At 65.7% G+C, this 17,995-nt stretch carries 17 protein-coding genes; 11 read left to right on the top strand and 6 right to left on the bottom strand.

What is annotated here, in order from left to right; genetic code table 11:
* Nucleotides 1-41 precede the first annotated feature (41 nt).
* The 5 genes from ACG2LG_RS10075 to ACG2LG_RS10055 all read left to right on the top strand — a co-directional run bounded on the left by ACG2LG_RS10075 (nt 42) and on the right by ACG2LG_RS10055 (nt 6,421).
* A complete protein-coding gene (locus ACG2LG_RS10075; protein WP_396258633.1) occupies nt 42-1,637 on the top strand; it encodes an AbgT family transporter in 1,596 nt (531 codons plus the stop codon).
* 178 nt (nt 1,638-1,815) lie between these two features.
* Nucleotides 1,816-3,426 (top strand): sulfatase, encoded by a 1,611-nt coding sequence (locus tag ACG2LG_RS10070; protein ID WP_396258632.1) that lies wholly within the window; start codon nt 1,816-1,818, stop codon nt 3,424-3,426.
* Nucleotides 3,427-3,567: 141 nt separating this feature from the next.
* The gene (locus ACG2LG_RS10065; RefSeq protein ID WP_396258630.1) at nt 3,568-4,080 is read left to right on the top strand and encodes a rhodanese-like domain-containing protein; all 513 of its coding nucleotides are present in this window, start codon (nt 3,568-3,570) and stop codon (nt 4,078-4,080) included.
* A gap of 35 nt (nt 4,081-4,115) precedes the next feature.
* Nucleotides 4,116-4,781 (top strand): response regulator transcription factor, encoded by a 666-nt coding sequence (locus ACG2LG_RS10060; protein WP_396258628.1) that lies wholly within the window; start codon nt 4,116-4,118, stop codon nt 4,779-4,781.
* Nucleotides 4,778-6,421, top strand: coding sequence for a sensor histidine kinase (locus ACG2LG_RS10055; RefSeq protein ID WP_396258627.1), 1,644 nt, complete (start codon nt 4,778-4,780; stop codon nt 6,419-6,421). Before ACG2LG_RS10060 ends, ACG2LG_RS10055 begins: the two co-directional genes overlap by 4 nt.
* Before the next feature lie 92 nt (nt 6,422-6,513).
* Here the strand turns inward: ACG2LG_RS10055 and ACG2LG_RS10050 are convergent, their stop codons facing one another.
* Nucleotides 6,514-7,149, bottom strand: a complete 636-nt coding sequence (locus ACG2LG_RS10050; RefSeq protein WP_396258626.1) for an HAD family hydrolase — start codon at nt 7,147-7,149, stop codon at nt 6,514-6,516.
* 72 nt (nt 7,150-7,221) lie between these two features.
* Here ACG2LG_RS10050 and ACG2LG_RS10045 point away from each other — a divergent pair, with 72 nt between their 5' ends.
* A complete protein-coding gene (locus tag ACG2LG_RS10045) occupies nt 7,222-7,551 on the top strand; it encodes a DUF2288 family protein (RefSeq protein WP_396258624.1) in 330 nt (109 codons plus the stop codon).
* Between the two features lie 253 nt (nt 7,552-7,804).
* A complete protein-coding gene (locus ACG2LG_RS10040) occupies nt 7,805-9,043 on the top strand; it encodes an ATP-binding protein (RefSeq protein WP_396258623.1) in 1,239 nt (412 codons plus the stop codon).
* Here the strand turns inward: ACG2LG_RS10040 and ACG2LG_RS10035 are convergent, their stop codons facing one another.
* The 5 genes from ACG2LG_RS10035 to ACG2LG_RS10015 are packed head-to-tail and all read right to left on the bottom strand — an operon-like array spanning nt 9,044 to nt 12,085.
* Nucleotides 9,044-9,472 carry a hypothetical protein gene (locus ACG2LG_RS10035; RefSeq protein ID WP_396258621.1) on the bottom strand — a complete coding sequence of 143 codons (429 nt, stop codon included), beginning with the start codon at nt 9,470-9,472 and terminating at the stop codon, nt 9,044-9,046.
* Nucleotides 9,469-10,206, bottom strand: coding sequence for a methyltransferase (locus ACG2LG_RS10030; protein ID WP_396258619.1), 738 nt, complete (start codon nt 10,204-10,206; stop codon nt 9,469-9,471). Before ACG2LG_RS10030 ends, ACG2LG_RS10035 begins: the two co-directional genes overlap by 4 nt.
* Nucleotides 10,203-10,937 (bottom strand): DUF2071 domain-containing protein, encoded by a 735-nt coding sequence (locus tag ACG2LG_RS10025; RefSeq protein ID WP_396258618.1) that lies wholly within the window; start codon nt 10,935-10,937, stop codon nt 10,203-10,205. Before ACG2LG_RS10025 ends, ACG2LG_RS10030 begins: the two co-directional genes overlap by 4 nt.
* A complete protein-coding gene (locus tag ACG2LG_RS10020; protein WP_396258616.1) occupies nt 10,922-11,311 on the bottom strand; it encodes a DoxX-like family protein in 390 nt (129 codons plus the stop codon). The genes ACG2LG_RS10025 and ACG2LG_RS10020 overlap by 16 nt, the downstream gene beginning before the upstream one ends.
* 24 nt (nt 11,312-11,335) lie before the next feature.
* Nucleotides 11,336-12,085, bottom strand: coding sequence for a hypothetical protein (locus ACG2LG_RS10015; RefSeq protein WP_396258615.1), 750 nt, complete (start codon nt 12,083-12,085; stop codon nt 11,336-11,338).
* 444 nt (nt 12,086-12,529) lie between these two features.
* Here ACG2LG_RS10015 and ACG2LG_RS10010 point away from each other — a divergent pair, with 444 nt between their 5' ends.
* The 4 genes from ACG2LG_RS10010 (at nt 12,530) to ACG2LG_RS09995 (ending at nt 17,845) form a co-directional block, all read left to right on the top strand.
* Complete coding sequence (locus ACG2LG_RS10010; protein ID WP_396258613.1) at nt 12,530-12,940, top strand: nucleotidyltransferase; 411 nt, start codon at nt 12,530-12,532, stop codon at nt 12,938-12,940.
* 318 nt (nt 12,941-13,258) lie between these two features.
* Nucleotides 13,259-16,723: a DNA polymerase III subunit alpha gene (dnaE, locus tag ACG2LG_RS10005; RefSeq protein WP_396258611.1), complete on the top strand. Its 3,465-nt coding sequence runs from the start codon at nt 13,259-13,261 to the stop codon at nt 16,721-16,723.
* A gap of 61 nt (nt 16,724-16,784) precedes the next feature.
* Complete coding sequence (locus tag ACG2LG_RS10000) at nt 16,785-17,297, top strand: GbsR/MarR family transcriptional regulator (RefSeq protein ID WP_396258609.1); 513 nt, start codon at nt 16,785-16,787, stop codon at nt 17,295-17,297.
* Nucleotides 17,294-17,845, top strand: coding sequence for a transcription termination/antitermination protein NusG (locus ACG2LG_RS09995; protein ID WP_396258607.1), 552 nt, complete (start codon nt 17,294-17,296; stop codon nt 17,843-17,845). The genes ACG2LG_RS10000 and ACG2LG_RS09995 overlap by 4 nt, the downstream gene beginning before the upstream one ends.
* The last annotated feature ends 150 nt before the right edge of the window (nt 17,846-17,995 follow it).

The following is a 17,995-nucleotide window of genomic DNA, read 5'->3' as shown; positions in this document are numbered from 1 at the left end:
TTGCCTTGGCAGCGGTGCGGCAAGCGGTCAGGGTCGCGTTCATGACCGAGAAGGTGAAGGGCCGGGGTACGTGGCTGAACTGGATCGAGCGCACGGGAAACCGCCTGCCGGATCCGATGAGCCTGTTCGTCCTCGGGGCGATCGGTGTGCTCGTCCTTTCGCAGGTGGCGGCATCGATGGGGTGGTCGGTCGAGCGCTCGGTCATCGAGACCGAGGTGGTGGATGGCGTCGAGCAGCGGGTCGAGACGTCGGTCGACGTCACCGCGCGGGGGCTGCTCAGCGGCGACGACGCGTTCTGGGCGATCGACAACCTGGTGAAGAACTTCACCGAGTTCGCCCCGCTCGGGGTGGTGCTCGTGGGGATGCTCGGGATCGGGGTCGCCGAGCGGACCGGAGCGATCGGGGCGCTGCTCAAGATCGGAATGCTGATCACCCCGCAAAGGTTGCTGACGCCCGCGATGATCTTTCTCGGCATCCTTTCGTCGATGGCGCTCGACGCCGGCTATGTCGTTCTCCCGCCGATCGCGGCCGCACTCTACAAGTCGGTCGGTCGATCCCCGCTCGCGGGGCTGGCGGCGGTGTTCGTCGGGGTCTCGGCCGGGTTCAGTGCGAACCTGCTGGTGACGGGCCTGGACCCCTTGCTGGCCGGCTTCACCACGGAGGGCGCCAGGATTCTTGATCCGGACTATGCGGTCGCCGCGACCTGCAACTGGTGGTTCATGATCGTGTCGACCGTCGTGCTGACCCTGACCGGTTGGGCGGTCAGCGCGTGGTTCGTCGAGCCCCGCTATGCCGCGGCCGCTCCCGAGGACGGGGGGCCGACGGCGGTGACCGAGGAGGATCTCGCCGCCCGGCGGCTGACGCCGGAGGAAAAGCGGGGCCTGAAGGCGGGCGGCGGTGCCCTGTCCGGGGTGCTGCTGGTGATCTTCCTGCTGGTGGATCCCTTCGGCATGCTGCCGGGGCAGGCGCCCCTGCGCGGGGCGGACGGTCCCTTCCCGCGCTGGGTGAGTGCGATCGTGCCGCTGCTCTTCGTTCTGTTTCTGCTTCCCGGTGTCGCCTACGGCATCGCCGCCGGGGTCATCCGGCGCGACAAGGACGTGGCGGCCATGATGGGCAAGGCGATGTCGGACATGGGGCCCTACATCGTGCTGGCCTTCTTCGCCGCGCAGTTCGTCGCCTACTTCCGCGAGTCGAACCTCGGCGAGATGATGGCGCTGGCGGGGGGTGGCTTCCTGGCGCAGGCCGAACTGTCGCCCTGGCTGCTTCTCGCCCTCTTCATCCTGCTGGTGATGGTCGCCAACCTGTTCATCGGCTCGGCCTCGGCGAAGTATGCCTTCTTTGCGCCGGTGTTCGTGCCGATGTTCATGGCGGGCGGCGGGATCAGCCCCGAGCTGACCCAGGCGGCCTACCGCGTCGGTGACTCGTGCAGCAACATCATCACGCCGCTGAATCCCTACGTGGTCATCGTCCTGGTCTTCATCCAGAAGTATGTGCCGAAGGCGGGCATCGGCACGCTGGTGGCATTGATGCTTCCCTACGCGCTGGTCTTCGCCGTGGTGTGGACCTTTCTGCTGCTCGGGTGGATGGCGACGGGGGTCGAGCTCGGACCGCAGGGGCCGCTGTGGTACTCCGGCTAAGGCGGCGTCCAACTTGAACGGCTGGTTGGAATTCCATCAACATCCGGTCCACGGGGTGAACCCCGTGGCCAATCGCCGACGTCCCTTCGGGACTGAAGCCCGTGCCGGTCCGCAGCGCGGAACGCGCGGCGTGAGTCGACGGTTGTCAGCGGTCGATCGGGCAGGTCAGACTGCTTCCATGAAACGCCTCCGAATCCAATGGGTCGTCTCGCTCGCGCTGAGTGCCGTGGTGACGGCCGGAGCCGACGATCGGCCCAACATCGTCTTCATTTTCAGTGATGATCACGCGCCCAACGCCATCGGCGCCTACGATGGCTGGCTGAAGTCCGTGAACCCCACGCCGGAGATCGACCGGCTGGCCGCGGAGGGCATGACCTTCCTGAACAGCTTCTGCACGAACTCGATCTGTGGCCCGAGCCGGGCGGTGATCCAGACCGGCAAGCACAGCCACAAGAACGGGTTCATGAACAACGGCAACTCCTTCGACTGGAATCAGCAGACCTTTCCCAAGTTGCTGCAGAAGGTCGGCTACCAGACGGCGATCTACGGCAAGTCCCACCTCAAGGGAACGCCCCAGGGCTACGACGACTGGGCGGTGCTCCCCGGTCAGGGCCTCTACTACAATCCCGACCTGATCTTCCCCGATGGACGAAGGATGATCGAGGGACACTGCACGGATGTCGTGACCGACCTGGCCGTCGACTGGCTGAAGAACCGGCGTGACTCGTCGAAGCCCTTCATGCTCATGGTCCAGCACAAGGCCCCGCACCGGAACTGGATGCCGGCGGCGCGGCATCTGGAGCTTTACGACGACATCGACATCCCGGAGCCGCCGACCCTGTTCGACCGCTACGAGGACAACGCCCCGCCGGCCCGGCACCAGGAGCTCGAGATCGACCGGCACATGGATCTTCACTACGATCTCTTCGTCGACCTGAGCCCGGATTTCGAAGGGCAGGGCACCCAGAAGCGCCAGGACCGTTCGGCCTTCCACAACATGAAGCGGATGACCCCGGCCCAGTTGAAGGCGTGGCACGACCACTACGGGCCCAGGAATGAGGAGTTCCATGAAGCCAAGCTGGAGGGCAAGGACCTGGTGCGTTGGAAATTCCAGCGCTATGCGAAGAACTACCTCCGCTGCGTCAGGGGGGTCGACGAAAGCGTGGCGACGCTGCGCAGGACCCTGGCCGAACTCGATCTCTCGGACAACACGGTGGTGATCTATTCGTCCGACCAGGGTTTCTACATCGGCGACCACGGCTGGTATGACAAGCGCTGGATGTACGAGGAGTCGTTGATGATGCCGCTGATCGTGAGCTGGCCGGGAGTGACGACGCCGGGCTCCCGCAACACCGAGCTGGTGCAGAATCTCGACTACGCCGGGACCTTCCTTGAGATGGCCGGAGCCGAGATTCCGGGGGACATGCAGGGGAGGTCGTTGGTGCCGCTTCTCAAGGGCGAGACGCTGAAGGACTGGCGCGACGCGATCTACTACCACTACTACGAGTATCCGAGCGTGCACATGGTGCCGCGTCACTACGGGATCCGGACCGGGCGCTACAAGCTGATGCATTTCTATCAGTTCGGTGACGAATGGGAGTTTTACGACTTGGAAGTCGATCCCGACGAGCTGACCAACCAGTACGACAACCCTTACTACGCCGATGAGATTGCCGAGGTCCGCAAGCAGCTGGAGGCGCTGCGGGAGTTCTACGAGGACGACAGCGACGTCAGCGAGAAACCCCGGGAGTGGCAGGACAAGGTGAGGCCGGAGACGGCGGGGCGGTGAGGTGCCGGTGGCAGGGGAAAGGACCGCGCGAGCCCACCCGCGTCCCATGGGTCGGAGCATGCGCGAGTGGGCTTGCACGGTCCGTTTCATTTTACGGTGCCTTTACGGACAGATTTGGTTTCTACCGGCAGGCTGTCCCCGATGAAGACAAGCACCGCCTGCCTGATCCTGGCCCTTGCCGCGCCTTTGGCTGCCGACGAGGGGAATCCTCAAATTGACTTCGGGAAGTTCGCTGAGCTCACCGCCAATGCCGGGGCCGAGCGTGAGAAACGCCGCATCAGCGAGGACAAATTCCTCGAGATGGCTGCGGAGGAGGGCACCGTAATCCTCGACACGCGGAGCAAGGCGAAGTTCGACAGGCTCCACGTCAAGGGGGCCATCCATCTGAACTTCTCCGACTTCGCCGACGAGACCCTGGCGGAGCTGATTCCCGACAAGACCACGCGCATCCTGATCTACTGCAACAACAACTTCGAGGGTGTTGGAGCCGCGATGATCACCAAGTCCGCGCCGCTCGCCCTGAACATTCCGACCTTCCTCAATCTGTGGGGTTACGGGTATCGGAACATCTATGAGCTGCGGCCGTTCCTGGACATCAAGAAGACGAGGATTCCCTTCGAGGGAAGCGATGTCTTGAATCGGGAGACCGAGTAAGGTCCGATGTTGTTGTGGAAGAAACGACCCTCCTCGTGATTGAAGACGACCCGGCCGTGCGCCAGGGGGTGGTCGATGTGCTGCAGTACGCCGGATACCGTACTCTGGAGGCCGGGGACGGCAATTCCGGTCTGGAGATGGCGCTGGCGGCGAACTACCGGCTGTTGCTGCTCGACCTGGTGCTGCCGGGACACGATGGATTCTCCATCCTCAAGGAACTCAAGAAGCGTCGGCCCGGCCAGCCGGTGATCATCCTTTCCGCCCGCGGCGAGGAGGACGACCGGGTCAGGGGTCTGAGCCTGGGAGCGGACGATTACGTGATGAAGCCCTTCAGCGTGCGCGAGTTGCTGGCTCGGGTCGATGCCGTGCTGCGGCGGACCTGTGAGCGCGCGGCACCCGCGCAGAAGCGCCCGGTGCCCGGAGGCGAGGTGGATTTTGCGGAAAGCCGGATCGCCTATGATGACGGATCCTCGGAAGAGCTTTCCGAGCGCGAGGCCGGGCTCTTGCGATACCTGCTCGAGTCCGGTGGGAGGGTGGTGTCACGGGCCGAGATCCTGCGGCACGTGTGGGGCCTCGATCCGGATCGCACCGAGACGCGGACCCTGGACATGCACGTCATGCACTTGCGGACCAAGCTGCGCGACCGCGACCAGTCGTTTCTGGTGACGGTTCGCGGAAAAGGGTGGAGGTTGAAGACGTGAGCGGACGATCCGGCATGGGAGTCTGGGCGGTGCTGATCATCTGCGCCGCCCTGATCGTCGGTGCCATGGGCTGGCTCACGCGCAGCGTGTTGCAGGCCGAGCGGGAACGTTCATTTGCCGAGTCCAGGGCCCGGCTTGAGGAGCGGATCCGGCTTTCGCTGTGGCGGATGGATTCGGTGGCCGCCAGTCTGGTCATCGAGGAGAATCAGCGGGTCTTCATCCCGGGTGTCACGCCGCCGGAGAATCCGCTGGTGCGGGCGAGGTTCACGATCGGCGCCGACAGTACCGTGTCGCCGGAGGGCGAGCTGCCTGCAGAGGATCTCGAGCTGCTTCGAAGTGCCTTGGATGAAAAGGGAACGGACTTTTTCCCCAATGCCTGTGCGGCGATCCAGGCGGACAACCAGTGGGGTGCGAATTTCGCCTACGTGGAGAACAATCTGCAGGTGGACGTGAAGCAGCAGGCAGCGGCCTACCAGCAGGAACGCAACACCAACGAGCGGGCGATGCGCGGCAAGGCCATCAACCAGGCGGTGTCGAAGGCGGGCCCGTACCAGCAGATGGCGCAACCCGAGGCTGAGATTGCCCTCGAAGCCTCGACCGGTGGATTTCAGCCGACCTGGCTCGGGGGTGAGCCTTTCCTCCTGCGCCAGGTGCGGACCCTGGGGGTGGTGAGCGCGATTCAGGGCGTGTGGATCGACGCCGCGTTTTTCCGGGAGACCCTGCTCGATGAGATCGAAGACCTGCTGCCGCAGGCCCGGCTGGAGCCGACGACACCGAGCGAGGGCGACGAGGCGGCGATGGAGATGGCTTCGTTTCCGTGGCGGCTCGTCCCCGGGGAAAAGGCGCGGGCGGACCCGGCGACGCGGGGGCCGGTGGTGGCGTCGCTGGGGGTCGGCTGGCTGGCCGTGGTGGTGGCTTTGGTCGCCGGCATGGCGCTGGTTCGTGCGGTGATGCGCCTGAGCGAACGAAGGGCGTCGTTTGTTTCCGCGGTGACCCACGAGCTGCGGACGCCGCTGACGACCTTCCGGCTCTACTCCGACATGCTGGCCAGCGGCGCGGTCGCGGATGAGAGCAAGCGCAGCGGCTACTTCCGAACGATGCGGCGCGAGGCCGACCGGCTCTCGCACCTGGTGGAGAACGTGCTCGCCTTTTCACGGATCGAGCGCCGCGGCGGAAAGGCGAGGATTTCCGAGGTGAATGTCCACGCCTTGCTGGACGACTTGCGGGAGCGCTTCGAGGAACGCCTCGTGGGAGCCGGGCTGAAGCTCTGGATCGGCGTGGAAGGCGAGGTGGTGGCCCGGGCGGACCCGGCGGCGGTCGAGCATGTGCTCTTCAATCTCATCGACAACGCCGCGAAGTACGCGGCCGACAGCAAGCCGCCGGAAGTCCGGATCACCGCCCGCCTGCAAGGCGGCCGGGTGGAGATCGAGGTCGCGGACTACGGGTCCGGCATCCCGGCTTCCGAGCGGAGCCGGATCTTCCGGGCCTTCCACAAGTCGGCCGCCGAGGCGGCGGATTCGCGTCCGGGGGTCGGGCTGGGTCTGGCGCTTTCCCGTCGGCTCGCCCGGGGCATGGCCGGCGATCTGGAATGCCGCGACGGGCCCGGCGCGCGCTTCGTGCTGGTACTGCCGGCGGCTTGAGAAGCGGTGGCGGCGGATTTTTCCGCCAAGCCATGTTGATTTTTGATGGAGCGAGGCATGGCGGATGCAATCCGCCGCCACGATCCATGCCGTCAGCCGGCAAGTTCCTCGAGCGACTTCAGCACGCGGTCGGCTTTCGAGAAATCGATCCCGTTGGTGGTCCGGTTGGGCACCGCCCACACGGTCAGCCCGGCTTCCTTGGCCGACTTCACGCCGTTGAGCGAGTCTTCGATGGCGAGGCAGCGGTCGGCCTCTTTCCCGAGCCGACGGAGTGCTTCCAGCCACAGATCCGGCGCCGGCTTGATCCGGGGGGCGTCGCCACGGCAGACGGTGGTCTCGAAGTACGAGGCAAGACGTAGCTTTTCCAGCCAGCCGTCGACCCAGGCGTGGTTCGAGCTGGAAACGGCCGCGATGGCGGTTCCACCAGCCCGGAGCTTTTCGAGCAGCGGCACGACGCCCGGCATCGGCCCGGCCTGCTCGAGGTCGGCGCGGATCTCGACCTGGCGGTCGGCGTCGAGTTGGTGCCAGTCGAAGCTGCGCCCGGTGAGCTCCTCGAGGTGGGTCTTGGGCGACCAGGTGTCGAAGTCCGAGCCGACGCAGCGGGTGTAGGTGTCGAGCGGCAGTTCGTGCCCGTGGGCGCGGAAGGTGCGCAGCCAGGCCTCGTAGATGGCCCACTCGGTGTCCACGAGGATGCCATCGAAGTCGAAGAGAACGGCGTCGAAGTCCACGCGCCGGGAATGGGGGCGGCCACCGCTTCGATCAAGCTTGTTTCGGTCACTCCGGTCCGCATGCTCGGCGCCGTGAGCGAGCGTGACGAGATGAAGTACGCGATCCTCGGCGAGGACGGGCGGACCGAGGAACAGCGGATCGCCGACTACACCGGGGAGGTCGGCTGGGAGTATCTTAAGCCCCACTACGAGCGCGGCTGTCTGCTGTGGGTCGATGCCAGCCTCGATCTCCAGCGGGCGGCGATGGCCTTCGTCGAGGATGACAGCGAGCAGGTGGCGAATTGGCTGGGTTCCGGGGAGCTGGTCAAGATCGGGGCGCTTCACGCGGCCCAGTGGGAGGGTGGGGACGAGCGCTTCACCGCCGTGGTGGTCTCTCCCTTCGTGCTGATGAAGGCGTGCTGATCCGGACAGCCAGTTGGAGACCCTGGGGATGGGTGCGGCAGAGCGGTAGATTTGGGCTGATCTTATCCGGGACGAACCCGCGGATCGATCGAGCCTATATGGATCGATGTAAAAGGTTTATTATTAGGGGTTTATGGTTTTTTAAAAGCATTCAATGCCACAATTGGACGGATAGTTATGCCGCAATTGGACGCTTGTGTATGCCACAATTGGACGCTACAGTATGCCGCAAATGGACGGGGGAGATCCAGTCTTGCCGCGGGGAATCCAGCGGGCGATGGACGAGGCGATGGGCGACACGCCGGTGGTCTGCCTGCTCGGGCCCCGGCAGTGCGGGAAGTCGACCTTGGCGCGCGTCCAGGGGCCGGATCGACCTTATCTGACGCTGGATGATGACAACCTGTTGGCCGGCGCGCTGAAGGATCCCGGCGGGTTCGTCGCCCGGCTGCCGGACCGGGTGACGCTCGATGAGATCCAGCGGGCCCCGCGGCTGCTGCTGGCGATCAAGCGCAGCGTCGACGAGGCGCGGCGGCCAGGGCGCTTCCTGCTGACCGGATCCGCCAACCTGATGCAACTGCCCGACCTGGCCGATTCGCTGGCCGGGCGGATGGAGTGCGTCCATTTGCATCCGCTGACCGAGTCGGAAAAGGACCGGAGCGGCGGGCATCTCCTGCGAAGGATGCTGGCGGGCGACTTCGGCGAGCGCTTCGAGAGCGTGCTGCGCGAGGACACGATCGACCCGTCGAGCCTGGTCGGACGCGTGGTGCGGGGTGGCTTTCCGGAAGTACGGAACCGGCCATATCCGAGGGCACGCCAGTGGCACCGGCAGTACCTGCGCGCGGTGATCGACCGCGACGTCCACGACGTGGCGCGGGTGCGGGATGCGGCGGAGATCGGACGATTGCTGGAACTGCTGGCGCACCAGACCGGCTGCCTGCTGAACGCCTCGGCGCTGGGCAACGACCTGCGGATCGACCGCCAGACGGTCGATCGTTATCTGTCGGTGCTGGAGCGCTTGTTCCTGATCCGGCGGCTGCCGCCGTGGCACCGCAGCGACGCCAAGCGCCTGATCAAGACGCCCAAGGTCCACCTGACCGACAGCGGCCTGGCGGCGTCCTTGTCCGGGCTGACGGCTTCGGACTGGAATGCGAAGCGGGACCGGTTCGGCCGGCTGCTCGAGTCCTTCGTGCTGCAGCAACTCGTCGCCCAGGCAGGCTGGACGGATCCCGATCTGCGGTTCTGGCATTACCGTGACAAGGATCAGGTCGAGGTCGACGTGGTGATCACCCGCGGGCTCGAGGTGTGGGGCGTGGAGGTGAAGGCCTCGATGACACTCCGGCCTTCCGACGGGCGGGGGCTCAAGCGTCTCGCGGCGCTGGCGGGCCGGAATTTCCGTGGCGGGGTGGTGCTCTACGACGGTCATCTGATGATGCCGCTGGAGAGCGACCCGCCCATTCACGCGGTCCCGCTGGAATGGTTCTGGCAGCAGTGATCAGGAGATCCATCGCGCCTGGATCGCCAGGCAGGTGCCGAAGAGCGAGGTGAGAAACAGCCAGACGAAGGTGAAGAGCCAGTGCATGGCCGTTTCAAAGGGCTTTCCGCGCCACCACGAGGGGCGGTAGTGGGTCCACTGCGCCGCCAGCCGCAGCGCCCAGAAGAGGGTGAGGAACCCGCAGCCCCAGAGGCCGGGGCGCGACGGGGTGGTGAAGAGGCTGGGTTCGACCAGTGCCGGCAGGCCCATGCCGACCAGCACGACGCAGATGAAAAAGGCGTGGGCGTGGAACACCGCCGCGTTGACCTCGGACATCTTCACGACGTCCTCGCGCCAGCGCAGGCGGCGGGCGATCGGGACGTGCAACAAGGCCAGCGCGATCAGGCCGGCGCCGGCGGCGCGGAGGAGGATTTCGAGGAGAGCGATCATTTCAGAACGAAGACCCGGAGGAAGGGGGTGAGGGAGAACGAACGTTCCAACCCGAGCCCCGCCTGCTGCCACGAGCGGCGCCACGCCGCTGCGGTATGGAAATGCACGAAGCCCGGCCCGAAGGCGAGGAAGTTGGGCAGGTCGCGCAGGTGCTCGACGACCACGATCGTACCCCCGGGTTCGAGCGAGCGGCGGGCTTCGGCGAACCACGCGGCGCGTTCCCCGACGCTTCGCAATTCATGGACGGCGAGGGGGGCGAGGATGAGGTCCGCCTTGATGTCCGGCCAGCGGTCGAAGGGTGCGGCAAGGGTGGCGGGAGGAGGCGGATGCAGCGCGCGGGCCCGGCGGATGGATGCCTCGGTCATCGTTCCGGCGTCGAAGTGGTCGAGCACCTCGATCCGCGCTTCGGGAAATGTGGCGCGCAGTCCCGCGGACACCTCGTCGAAGCCGGTGTGGCAGACGAGCAGGCGGAACGGGCCGGAGGGGCAGAGCGATCGAAGCCAGTTCCATCGGTAGAGATCCGAGCGGTCATAGACCCAGTGGGTCGCGCCCAACGAGCCAAGCAGAAACCACAGCGCACCCGCCGCTGCCAGAGTGCCCGCCATGCGGAACAGGCCCGGAAACGGCAAAGCGGCCACTGTGGCGGTCACCGCCAGGACCGCGACGGCCGCCACGTAGATTGGCCAGTTGAAGCGGACGACGGTACGGACGCCCTGGAAGCGGGAGCGGTTCATGGCGAGGAGAGGAGCCGGCCGCGTTCCCAGCGGTAGTCGATGTTCTCGACAGCGAAGGCGTTCGCGAGAACCGGCGTCGCGGCGCGGAACGGCCCTTCGTCGAAAAGCGAGAGCCGGCACGACTCGACCCGGAAGGGCCGCGGGATCCAGTCGGCCCGCCGGCCTTCGATCACGACGATCCGGCCGGGACTCTCGAGGTCGAAGGTGAAGGGCATCGGTCCGGCGAAGCGGCGGGCCGTCCGCCAGTCGGGAAAGGGCGAGCCCTCGGGCAGGCCGGCCTCGGTGGACGAATCGTGGCGCAGGTCGAGCGTGACGGTCCCGTCCGGCCGCGTCGTCCGGACCCTGCCCGGGGATTCCTCCAGCCGGATGGTACGGTAGTTGTAGTGGGTGAGCAGGTTGCCGGAGAAGGCCATGAAGTGCCGGTCGGTCTCGCTGCGGAGGATGCGCAGGCCCCTCAGGCGCCGACCATCCCCGTCCTGGGCCCGGACGAAGACGCGGTAGCCGCCGAGGAAGAAGTCGCGCCCCAGGAAGCCGGGCAGGGCCGCCGGGCGCAGCCCGCGGGTCCAGACCAGGGCGGCGGTCACGAATCCGAGGCCCTCCCAGGTGTCGATCTCAAGCGGCTCCGGCACCAGCGGCCGGAGCACCTCCGCGGGCAGCGCGAAGGAGACCGCCATCACGCGGTCGAAGTGCGCGACCACGGGGAAGGGGTGGCGTTTCAGTCGCTTGAGCATGAGGTGGGGGCAAGGGAGGTGTCGGGTCGGGGCCACTGGACGAGAGCCACGAAGAGCATGAAGGCGACGGCCACCAGCAGGTTCCAGCCGCCGAAGAGTAGGAGGTCGCGCGCAATGGTGAACTCGATGACGTTCATCATGGCCACCAGCCCGATTTGTACTGCGACGCAGAGCCTCGGGTAGCGGCCGCTGAGGATCCAGCCGGCGAGGAAGACCTCCCCGAGACCGATGAGGAGGGTCAGCGTGCCGGCGTGGTCCTCGCCCAGGATGCGGGCGACGATCTCGCGGTGGCGCGGTGCCAGTCCGAGCACCTTGGCACCGAGACCCATGACCAGCCAGACCGCGGCGATGAGGATTCGGAGCGCGGCACGCATGGCAGGGGAAAGCCGCGGGTCGCCCTACTGGTTTTCCTCCCGCTCGAGCTGGTCGAGCAGGGTCTCGGGATTGCTCTGCTCTAGAAAGGTCTTGCCGCCCTTGCTGAGCCGGAAGACCACGCCGCGGATCGACTCGCGATGCCATTCGCGCGGCCCCCGCCCCCCGGTCTTGGACTTGTCCTCACAGGTGACGATCTCGGTTTCGAACTTGGCCGTGCCCAGCGCCTTGAGGTGGCGGATCGACGTGCTGCCCTCGATTTCCTCGGTGTCCGAGTCGCCGCCATCCTTGCCGCGGCGGCTGACGCGCTTGTAGATCGTGTACTCGACGTCGATGTCCTCGATGTCCCGTGGAAGGTAGTTCTTCAGTTCGCAGACGTACTGGTAGTCATCGACGCGGCTGCGCTTCGTTTCCGGGGCGAAATTGTTGTTGTTCCGGTTGTTGCCGCCTCCCTGGCCGCCGGAGCGGGTCGTCTTGCGGTCCACGGCGTCGGTGTTGCGATCGATCTTCAGCACGAAGTCCATCGGATCGAGCTTGTCCTTGTGGTCCTCCCACCATTTCCGGACGTAGGCCTGGTCGTTGCTCGAAAGTGAGTCGAGGGGCACCTTGGCGATCTTGCGGTTGGTCAGTCGCATGACCACGGTCTTGTCGTCCTCGAGGGCGACAAGCTCGGCCTTCACGGAGCGACCTTCGGTATTGGTGAAAACGCGGGGCTCGGCCCGAAGTGCCGGAGCGCCGAGAAGAACCGCCATGGCTAGCAGGAGAGGCATCTTCATGGCGGAAGTATCCCCGTTTTCCCGGGAAAGGCAAAGGTGAAGCGCCGTTGCGTCACCGTGCAGCAGAGGCCGACAAGGGTGCCGGGCGGGAGCAGGCTTGCCGCAATCCCGTTCTCATCGATGCACTCCGGCATGGATGAGAAAAACATGAGAATCTTTGCTCCGGCGGGCGACAGGGCGCGGAGTCCCTGCCCGTTCACGGGCTCATTGGCGTGGACGGCTGCGGGGGATTCGCTTAGGGTTTTGTGGTGAGCGACTTGGAGGCACGACGCCGTTCCCGGCGACGCTGGACCATCGAGACTGCCGCGAGTTTCGAGGAAGCCGAGCGGCAGACCCGGGAATACTGGCTCGCGGCCAGTCCGGCGGAGCGTCTCAATGCGCTGGAAAACTTGAGGGAGATGATTTATGGCGAGGATCCGACTAGCCGCCGACTTCAAAGATTTCTTGAGCTTGTGCCTCAGCCATGAGGTGCGGTTTCTGGTGATCGGCGGTTATGCGGTCGTGCATTACTCCCGGCCGCGCTACACCGGCGACCTGGATCTGTGGATTGATGCCTCGGAGGAGAACGCGGCTCGGGTCGTTGCCGTGTTGCGCGATTTCGGCTTTTCAGGAGAAGAGATCTCGGAGCGGATGATCACCGACCAGCGGGAGATCATCCGCATGGGCTTCGAGCCGATGCGCCTTGGGCTTTTCACCCGCATCCCGGGCGTGGATTTCGAGGACTGCCTCCCAAGACGCACGACCGTGAAGATCGGGTCCCTCGACGTTCCCTTCGTCGGCCTCGAGGATCTCAAGGCAGCGAAGTGCGCCAGCGGGCGCACCAAGGATCTTCTCGATCTCGAGGAGCTCCCGTGAGGTCCTGGAATTGCCGCGAATGCATTCCGGAATCCTGGCGGGGTCGCCACAGCGAGGGGCCGTTCGTTCCGCGTGCCTTGTCTTTGGCCGATCCGAACTGCGATTTCATGAATCAGGGGGAAGCAACCCTGGACTGGGACTACATCCGGGAATGGTGCACCCGTCACGGGACGCTCGGACTGCTGAAGGAAGCCAGGTTGCGGGCTTCGGAAGTCTGGGAGCCGGGGGGAGTAGTCTCCGGTATCCGCTGAAATTCCGCCGTCACGTTCGCGCCGCCTTGCCCTCCCGCCCGCGGGTTGCCAAGGTCGGCGGCACCCGATGCCCGACTCCTTCGTCCACCTCCACGTTCACACGGAATACTCGCTGCTCGACGGCATGAACCGCTGCAAGCAGCTCGCCAGGCGCGCGAAGGAGCTGGGGATGCCGGCGGTGGCGATGACCGACCACGGCAACCTCTTCGGGGCGGTCGAATTCTTCCAGGCCTGCACCGCCGAGGGCGTGAAGCCGATCTTCGGCTGCGAGATCTACCTCGCCCCGGGCGACATGGCGGACAAGAAGGAGGTCCCGGGTCGCAAGCGCACCACCCACCTGACCCTGCTGGCCGAGACCGACGAGGGCTGGGCCAACCTGCAGAAGCTGGTGACCAGGGGCCACCTGGAGGGCCTCTACTATGGCAAGCCGCGGGTCGATCGGGCGACGCTGCGCGAGTTTCACGAGGGGATCATCTGCCTGACCGGATGCATCTCCGGCCCGGTGAACGAATGGCTGCTCGCCGGAGACCTCGACAAGGCGCGCGAGACGATGGCCGAGCTGGCGGAAATCTTCGGCAGGGACAACACCTACGTCGAAATCCACGACCACGGCCTCGAGAAGCAGCTCGACGTGATGCCGCGCCTGCTGCAGCTCGGCAAGGAACTGGGCCTGAAGCCGGTGGCGGCAAACGACGTCCATTTCCTCAACCGCGAGGACCACGAGGCGCACGACGTGATGATCTGCATCGGCACCGGCAAGCTGCTCATCGACGAGAACCGCATGCGCTACTCCGAGGAGGTCTATTTCAAGACGGCGGACGAGATGCGCGAGCTCTTCGCGGCGGTGCCGCAGGCCTGCGATGCGACGCTCGAAATCGCCGAGCGCTGCAACGTGCGGATGGAGCTGGATGCCACCAGTTCGGAAAAGTATCCGCAGTTCGACTCGCCCGACGGTTCGCCCCGCGACGAGTATTTCCGCAAGGTCTGCTTCGAAGGCCTAGAGAAGCGCTACGGCAAGGAGAAGGCCGCGGATCCGGAGCTGGTCCAGCGGCTCGAGTACGAGATCGACACGATCAACCAGCTGGGGTTCGCCTCCTACTTCCTGATCACCGCCGACTTCATCAACTGGGCGCGGGACAACGACATCCCGGTCGGCCCCGGCCGGGGCTCGGCGGCCGGGTCGCTGGTGGCCTACACCATGGGCATCACCGACATCTGCCCGATGCGCTTCGGGCTGCTCTTCGAGCGCTTCCTCAACCCCGAGCGGATCAGCCCGCCGGACGTCGACATCGACTTCTGCCAGACCCGCCGGCCCGAGGTGATCGAATACGTCCGGCGCAAGTACGGCAGCCGTAGTGTTTCCCACATCATCACCTACGGCACCCTCGGGGCGAAGAGCGTGATCCGCGACGTCGCCCGGGTGATGGGCATCTCCTACGGCGAGGCGGACCAGATCGCCAAGATGATCGAGGCCAAGCCCGGGGTGAAGCTCAAGGGCGAGTGGGACTCGAAGGCCGAGCTGCGCGAGCTGATCGAGAGCTCGACCACCTACCAGGAGCTGTGGGACGCGGCGCTCAAGCTCGAGGGCCTGACCCGCAACGTCGGCGTGCACGCGGCGGGGGTCGTCATCGGCGACCGTCCGCTCGACGACCACGTGCCGCTGACGCTCGCGAGCGAGGGCGAGGTGGTGACCCAGTACGACATGGGGGCGATCACCGAGGTGGGCCTCTTGAAGATGGACTTCCTCGGCCTCAAGAACCTCACGGTGATCCACGAGGCGGTGGAGCACATCCACACGCACACCCCCGATTTCGACATCTTCAAGATCTCGCTGGATGACCACAAGACCTTCGAGATCCTCAATCGGGGCGAGACGATGGGCGTGTTCCAGCTCGAGTCCGGCGGCATGGTCGAGACCTGCCGCAAGTACGGCATCGAGAGGATCGAGGACATCATCGACCTGCTGGCCCTCTACCGTCCGGGCGCGATGCAGTTCATCGACCAGATGATCGAGGTGAAGCGTGGCAAGAAGCCGATGTACGAGCATCCGCTCCTGGAGGAGATCTGCGGCGAGACCTACGGCGTGATGATCTACCAGGAGCAGGTGCAGAATGCGGCCAAGATGCTCGCCGGCTACACGCTCGGCGGCGCCGACCTGCTGCGCCGCGCGATGGGCAAGAAGAAGAAGTCCGAGATGGACAAGCAGCGGAAGACCTTCGTCGAGGGCTGCCGCGAGACCAACGGCATCGACGAAAGGCTGGCCAACGCGATCTTCGACAAGATCGCGATGTTCGCCGGCTACGGCTTCAACAAGTCGCACTCGGCCTGCTACGGCCACATCTCCTACTGGACCGCCTACCTGAAGGCCAACTTTCCGGTCGAGTTCATGTGCGGCCTGCTCTCCAACGAGATCCACAACACCGACAAGATCGGCGTCTTCGTGGCCGAGTGCCACCGGATGGGCATCGAGATCCTGCCGCCGGACCTGAACCGCTCGAAGCTGCGCTTCGCCCCGGAGAAAACCCCGGGCGGGGCGATGGCGATCCGCTACGGGCTGGCCGCGATCAAGAACGTCGGCGGGGGGGCGATGGCCCGGGCCATCGAGGAACGGGAGGCGAACGGCGCCTTCGAGTCGCTCGACGACTTCGCCGACCGGCTCGATTCCAAGGTGATCAACAAGCGGATCCTGGAGAACCTGGTCAAGGCGGGTGCCTTCGACTGGACCGGGGAGACCCGCGCCGCGATGGACTCGCGGCTCGAGAGCGTGGCGGCGAGCGCGTCATCGGCACAGCGCGACCGCGCGGCGGGCCAGGAGGCGCTTTTCGACACCATGGACTTCGGCGGCGCGCCCCAGACCGGTGCCGTGGGGGTGGCGGAGGTCGAGGAGTGGTCCAAGGACGAGCGGCTCGAGATGGAAAAGGAACTGCTCGGCTTCTACGTGACCGGTCACCCGCTGGACAAGTTCCGCAGGATCCTGGACTCCGACCGCTACCACAAGCTGGGGCTGGTCGATGACATCGAGATCCGCAATCCGCGCGACCGCTTCGCCTTCGCCGGCATGGTTCGCAGCGTGGAAACCAAGATGACCCGCAAGGGCAAGCCCTTCGGGATCCTGGTGGTCGAGGATTTCACCGGCTCGCGCGAGGTGGTGGTCTGGGGCGAGAGCTTCGTTCCGGCCCGCGATGCCGGCATATTGGTCTCGGGCAAGGTGATCCGCTTCAAGGGTCAGCTCCAGATCGACGACCGCACCGACTCGCGGCGGATCACCGGCTCCGAGATCAACGAGCTCAAGATGCGGGGCAATGGCACGAGCTCGAAGTTCGTCGAGCTGTCGCTCTGGACCGCGCGGCATTCGGAGCGGGACCTGCAGCAGATCCGCGAGGTGATCGAGGCCCATCCCGGCAAGACCCCGGTGGTGATTCATTTCCAGAACTCCGCCGGCAAGCGGGCGACGGTGGAACTGGGCGAGGCTTTTGCGGTCCGCCGCAGCGCCCAGCTCGAGGCCGCGCTCGGGCGGTGGCTGGCGGAGTGAGGCGGGCGCGATTGTTCATTTTTGATTGAACGATCCTCGGATTCTCCCTATTCGACCGAGCATGCCCGAGCTTGAGGAAAGCGGATCGGTTCCGGTTGCCGGACTGAGCGACCTGGAACGCCAGATCGTCGACTTCTTCGTGGACGGTGTTCGCGTGCTCGGCATGCCGGGATCGGTGGGGGAGATCTACGGCCTGCTCTTCATCAGCCGGGATCCGCTTTCGCTCGACGACCTTGTGCAGCGACTCGGGATCAGCAAGGGCTCGGCCAGTCAGGGCCTGCGGACCCTGCGCGGGCTGGGAGCGGTGAAGGAGGCCGAGGTTCCGGGGATGCGCCGGGCGCACTTCGAGGCGGCGGTCGATCTCAAGCGCCTGGCCGGTGGCTTCATTCGCGAGCAGGTGCGGCCGCACCTCGAGAGCGGCCAGCTCAAGGTCGGCCGGCTTTTCGAGGCGGTGGCCGCCGAGGAGGACCGGGAATCGCGCGAGTTCTACGACGAGCGGGTGGCCAAGCTGGAAGGTTGGATGAAGCGGGCGAGGATGATGCTCCCGCTGATGCAAAAGGTGCTCGGTCAATGACTTCCGGCGCCAGTGAGCCGCTGTGGTACTGCGTGAAGACGCAGCCGAAGCGCGAGCATGTCGCCGCCCGGCACCTGCGCGATCTGGAGGGCGTCGAGGTCTTCTGCCCCCGTCTGCGCTACCGCAAGGCAACGCGCCGCGGCAAGGTCTGGTGGATCGAGGCCCTGTTCCCCGGCTACATCATGGCGCGCTTCGATCTGAGCGAGATGGAGCGCATGGTGATCTACTCGCAGGCGGTGCGGGGCCTGGTGCGATTTGGCACCGAGGTGCCGCCGGTGCCCGAGGAGTTCATTGAGGTCCTCCGGGCCGAGGTCGCCCGCCACGCCGAAGAGTCGGGCGAGGAGGAAACCCTGACGGTGGCCCCGCGGATCGAGGCGGGGGAGGAGATCGAGATCGCCAGTGGGCCGCTCGGGGGATTCCGGGGCGAGGTGGTGGCGGTGCTGCCCGGCCGCGAGCGGGTCAAGGTGCTGCTGGAGTTTCTCGGCGAACCCCACGTGGTCGAGGTCGATCTCTTCAGTCTGCTGCTGCCCCGAAAGCCCTTGCCCTGAAGAGGAAAACAAGGATCCCCCTAATTTGTTCATTTTGGATTGAACAATTCACTCAATCCGCCATGCATGGACCCGTTGCCGCCACCGCTGGCCGGCAATTTCCCAGCTTCCCGACCCCACCCCTCCGGTTTTGTCCGATTTCGGGCAATC

Source organism: Haloferula sp. A504, assembly GCF_044385805.1.
In the GTDB taxonomy this organism is placed as follows: Bacteria; Verrucomicrobiota; Verrucomicrobiia; order Verrucomicrobiales; family Akkermansiaceae; genus Haloferula.
Note: the sequence above shows the minus strand (reverse complement) of the source record. Positions and strands in the feature narration are given on the sequence as shown.

Excerpts from the sequence above, each read along its gene's own strand:
- ACG2LG_RS09995 (WP_396258607.1), top strand. The coding sequence starts at position 17,294 with ATGACTTCCGGCGCCAGTGAGCCGCTGTGGTACTGCGTGAAGACGCAG.
- ACG2LG_RS10025 (WP_396258618.1), bottom strand. The coding sequence starts at position 10,937 with ATGCTCAAGCGACTGAAACGCCACCCCTTCCCCGTGGTCGCGCACTTC.
- ACG2LG_RS10035 (WP_396258621.1), bottom strand. The coding sequence starts at position 9,472 with ATGATCGCTCTCCTCGAAATCCTCCTCCGCGCCGCCGGCGCCGGCCTG.
- ACG2LG_RS10000 (WP_396258609.1), top strand. The coding sequence starts at position 16,785 with ATGCCCGAGCTTGAGGAAAGCGGATCGGTTCCGGTTGCCGGACTGAGC.
- ACG2LG_RS10075 (WP_396258633.1), top strand. The coding sequence starts at position 42 with ATGACCGAGAAGGTGAAGGGCCGGGGTACGTGGCTGAACTGGATCGAG.
- ACG2LG_RS10020 (WP_396258616.1), bottom strand. The coding sequence starts at position 11,311 with ATGCGTGCCGCGCTCCGAATCCTCATCGCCGCGGTCTGGCTGGTCATG.
- ACG2LG_RS10065 (WP_396258630.1), top strand. The coding sequence starts at position 3,568 with ATGAAGACAAGCACCGCCTGCCTGATCCTGGCCCTTGCCGCGCCTTTG.
- ACG2LG_RS10015 (WP_396258615.1), bottom strand. The coding sequence starts at position 12,085 with ATGAAGATGCCTCTCCTGCTAGCCATGGCGGTTCTTCTCGGCGCTCCG.
- dnaE (WP_396258611.1), top strand. The coding sequence starts at position 13,259 with ATGCCCGACTCCTTCGTCCACCTCCACGTTCACACGGAATACTCGCTG.
- ACG2LG_RS10070 (WP_396258632.1), top strand. The coding sequence starts at position 1,816 with ATGAAACGCCTCCGAATCCAATGGGTCGTCTCGCTCGCGCTGAGTGCC.
- ACG2LG_RS10030 (WP_396258619.1), bottom strand. The coding sequence starts at position 10,206 with ATGAACCGCTCCCGCTTCCAGGGCGTCCGTACCGTCGTCCGCTTCAAC.